This is a genomic window from Butyrivibrio sp., from assembly GCF_024699075.1.
This window is the reverse complement of the sequence record NZ_JAILQF010000011.1, coordinates 1-4462: the sequence shown is the minus strand read 5'-3', so window position 1 is coordinate 4462 and position 4462 is coordinate 1. Positions and strand designations below refer to the sequence as shown.

4 protein-coding genes are annotated in these 4462 nt (G+C 35.1%); 3 read left to right on the top strand and 1 reads right to left on the bottom strand.

Annotated elements, in window-relative coordinates:
* The first annotated feature begins 359 nt into the window (after positions 1 to 359).
* The 3 genes from K6G87_RS00270 (at position 360) to K6G87_RS00260 (ending at position 3536) form a co-directional block, all read left to right on the top strand.
* A complete protein-coding gene (locus K6G87_RS00270) occupies positions 360 to 1802 on the top strand; it encodes an ATP-binding protein (RefSeq protein WP_296832255.1) in 1443 nt (480 codons plus the stop codon).
* Positions 1803 to 1933: 131 nt separating this feature from the next.
* A complete protein-coding gene (locus K6G87_RS00265) occupies positions 1934 to 2341 on the top strand; it encodes a tetratricopeptide repeat protein (RefSeq protein ID WP_296832252.1) in 408 nt (135 codons plus the stop codon).
* A 151-nt stretch (positions 2342 to 2492) separates the two neighbouring features.
* The gene (locus K6G87_RS00260) at positions 2493 to 3536 is read left to right on the top strand and encodes an ATP-binding protein (protein WP_296832250.1); all 1044 of its coding nucleotides are present in this window, start codon (positions 2493 to 2495) and stop codon (positions 3534 to 3536) included.
* A gap of 121 nt (positions 3537 to 3657) precedes the next feature.
* Here the strand turns inward: K6G87_RS00260 and K6G87_RS00255 are convergent.
* Positions 3658 to 4462: hypothetical protein (locus K6G87_RS00255; protein ID WP_296832248.1), on the bottom strand; the 805-nt coding region annotated here is incomplete at its 5' end.

Here is a 4462-nt window from a genome sequence, read left to right as displayed (position 1 = left end):
ACAGGATGGTGGCAGCAGTACTTTGCAACCAGTACTTTACAAGTCCTGCCGCTATGATGGCTGACAAATTGAACGTTATGCTCTGGGACAGAGATTATCTTGATATGTTACATGCTAACTGCAGTAGTAAGTAAGAATTGTAAGGTGGCGCAGGCTAACAAATGATAAAAATAGATAAAAACCAGTAAGATAAGCTTTTTATCTAACTTAGTCATGGAAATGAAATTTAAAAAAGTTATTGAAGCTGTATTGAAGTTCTTGTTGAAGTGCTATTGAAGTTTTTATTGAAGTTGTATTGAAGTTATTATTGAAGTATAATTGAAGTAGTTATTGAAGTACTTCAACAGGAGGATGTAAGCATGTTTTTAGAGCAAATCCTTAATGGTAATGCTTTTGAAAGCAAAGAAATTGAATGTAAGCAGTTTCTTAACAGAGATGATATTGAAGGATGGATAAAAACAATAGCTGGTTTTGCGAATGCTGATGGTGGGACCATGTATATTGGTGTTGATGATAAGACCAATAAGCTCATTGGTTTTGAGCGCAAGCAGGCAGATAGCGAAAGGAACTATTTCAACAATCAGGTAAATGAACATCTGTCACCAAGACCACCATATAAAATTGATTTTATAAGCTATAAGATTAGAGAAAAAGAGCTTTTTATAATAGCAGTTAAAGTAGAGAAATCACCTGTAAGACCTGTAATCGTAAAGTTTAGAAATGTTCCTTCAATATACATGAGAAGAGAAGGTTTCACTAATGGAGCTACTTATGAAGAGATAATTGAAATGAGCATCAGTAGCCAGAACAAATCATTCGATACCCTCATGTCAGATCAGAGATATATAAGGGATAATTTTTCTAAGCTCTTCAGGTTTCATGACGAACATTCAAAAGGGAAAAAACTTACAGATAAGGCACTTACCTCGTTAGGCTTTTTTGATGAAAATGGGATTTTGGCAAATGGTGCGGTTATGTTTTCTGATGATTATAAGGATAATAAGACAGAAGTACAGTGCTCTGCTTTTTCCGGATTCAATAAAGGGAGTGAGAGGATCGTCACTGTAAATAAGTTTACAGGATGTCTTACCGATACCATTGAATATATGCAGGATTTTATAACCCAGAGGATGAATCATACAATGGTAAAAAAGGCTTCTTCAAGAATAAACATTGATGCATATCCTGCAAGAGCGTTGTTTGAAGGCCTTATAAATGCAGTTGCACATAGAGACTATTTTCTTGATGGTACGCAGATACAGGTTGATATGTTCAGGGATAGACTGGAGATATCTTCACCTGGAAGCTTTTTTCAAAGTACAAAGATAGAAAAGACATATGATCTTTCTTCTATAATGTCAAAAAGGAGAAATGAGCTGATATGTGGAATACTTGTTTCTTGTAATGTAATGGAAGCTGCTGGAACAGGTTTTGATAAAATCGTAGAAGATTATTCAAAGGCAGATGAAAAGCACAGACCATACATCTACTCAACTTCTGATCACTTCACACTAGTACTTCCAGATCTTACATATGATGGAGGTGTTGAAGCTGAACCGACTGAAAACCTTGTATATGTTCCTGTACCAAACGGAAGCAAATATGATGAGAAGATCCTTTCCTTTTGTTATAACAATGCAAAGGCAACTGCAGAAATAACTGAGTATTTAGGAGTGAGTGATTCTTCATATTTCAGAAGTAAGATCCTTGGCAATCTTGTAAAAAATGATTATCTTGCTATTAGCGGAGAGGGAAGGACTAAATACTATAAAACGAACCACAAAAATGTTGGGCTCGGATAAAAAGCGCGTCGGGGAGCAATTGTGTTTTGGTCCGGGTTTTCTACAGGATGCGGTTATGATAAAATTATAAGCTAAAGTTTTAGTAATTAAGTAAGGGACTATTTTCATTTGATGAAGTTAAGCTCACTAATTTGCTTGCAAATTTATATTCAGACTTAGGGAATCACGAAAAAGCTATAGATATCTTGGAACAGCTATTAAAGAATATTGACGATAGATTCGAACTGATAATCCCATCTGTATCGAATAAATCATTAATTTTATTTAGCTTAGCAAGAGAATTATTGATAGTTGAAGATAACAAAAGAGCTCAAGAATATGCTGAAGAAGGAAGAAAACTTGCAATTAAGTATTCGGCCTATGTTAATCTGCCAGGATACTTAATGATCCTGGCAGAATGTGAACATAGAAATGGAAATGATGACCAGTGTAAAGAATTGCTAAAGGAAACTTATTATCTGTGCAAAATCATTGGTGATGATGCAAATTTAAGCTTGGATGGAAAGGAACTTTTGACACCTACCTCATTATATAATTAAAAGCCTTCCTTGGTATGATAGGAAGGCTTTTTAACATGAAAAATCAAATTTGATAAAAATGATAAAGAATGATAAAATTATATAAAATGATAAAGAATGATAAAAACAATAAATAATGATAAAACAGGCTCACATAAAGAAAGGATTGAAAATGAGCGTAAATCCCTATTCACTGACTTTTGGAAAAGAGCCAAAGCAGGCTATATCCAGAGCTGCACAGATGATTGATATATTGGAAAACTTTGGTGAAGATATGCCTTCGCAGCAGATATATATGATAAGCGGCGTAAGAGGATGTGGTAAGACTGTCTTTATGACGGAAGTAGCCAAAAATCTTAAAGAACAAGAAAATTTCATTATAGTAGAGCTTAATTCATCCGGAGCTCTTTTATCTGATTTTGCTGCTGCGTTGGCAAGCGAAGATTATCTGGCAAGAATATTCCAACAGGCTAGCATTAATTTATCCTTTTTGGGTATTGGTTTAGAGGTAAAGGGGAGTGTCCCTATTACAAATGTTCAAGTCGCAATTTCCAAAATGCTTGAAAGTATAAAAAAACACAAAAAGAAAGTAATGGTATGCATAGATGAAGTGACAGCTACAGAGCAGATGAAGATATTTGCCTGCGCTTTTCAGATCTTTATCAGACAAGATCTACCATTGTATCTTCTTATGACGGGGCTGTATGAGAATATAAATAGTCTTCAAAATGAGAAGAATCTGACATTTTTATACAGAGCACCTAAAATTGAGCTTAAACCCTTGAATATAAGGACTATAGCACTGAATTATAAGAAGACTTTTAAAATAAATGAAGATGTGGCGACCAAGATGGCTAAGCTTACTAAAGGATATTCTTTTGCATTTCAGGTGCTTGGATATTTTACATGGAGTCACAATGGAGACTATGAGCTTGCATTAGATGAATATAGGCAATATCTAGAAGATTACGTCTATGAAAAGATATGGTATGAATTATCAGGCAAGGATAAGCAGTTTCTATATGGTGTAGCTAGTTCAAGAAACGGAAAAACTAGTGAAATAAAAGAAATTCTTGGTATAGCTAACAATGAATATACGCCTTATCGTGACAGACTTATAAAGAGGGGAATACTTAACGGTAATGAACATGGAACGCTTACATTTTCACTGCCTCTTTTCGAAGATTATGTGAGAAGTAATTATATTGATGAATAGATAAAAGCGTTGGAGAGTCTGATGTAATTAACAGACTCTCCTTGTTGCAATAACATATATATTTTAATATGATTCAATATGAATGAGCTAGAACACTAGCATTACAGCATAATACACTCAGTTACTTCAGTGCCATAAAATCGCTATAGTCATATGATCTGGGGTTAACTTTACTTTCTGAAATATAGTAAGGATTTTGTTCTGCCCATGCAGCTATAACCATGGTCTGAGAATCAAAATCACTGGCAGTATGAGAAGTAAAGTATTCACTTGTTCTGTCATTTACAAGATATCCGCCAAGCATCTGATAAGTTCCGGATTCCAAAGGCTTTCCGGCATCTTGTATGGTCCAGGATACAGTCCCTTCACCATATCCATTGACATAGGGGTAAGAATATGTAGAGATTCCTTCCCTTCCGCCAGAAGTCCCAAAATAAGATGTCATATTATTTTTTATACCGGTAAATGCATATTTAATATACACTCCTGATGTTTCTGAAACACTTTTGTACTCACCGAACCATTCTTGTGTATAGCTTTCATTACCCTGCCCATTGGGATAATCGTCTGTCCATATTCCGTAGAAGGATCTTGTAAAAGTATAGGATGAATCCTTATAGCTCTTGAAGATAGAGCCATTGCCGTGTCTGTTAAAGTTAACAAACTCGCCATAATATATTGTATATACTCCGTATTTGTAATTATCTGCAACCAGATTATCCTGTCTATAGATTCCAACACCGGTACCTGTTCCTCCGTTTGGATCATCAGGTACATATATAGCTATGCCATCAGAATCGGAAGCCATAGCGGCGGTAATGGCACCTGAATGATATAGCGTTGTTGCATAGGACATATCACCTACGATAAGAGTATTATAAAGATAATCCATATCGATAGTGGAGATTTCCGTAGCATAAGCCTTA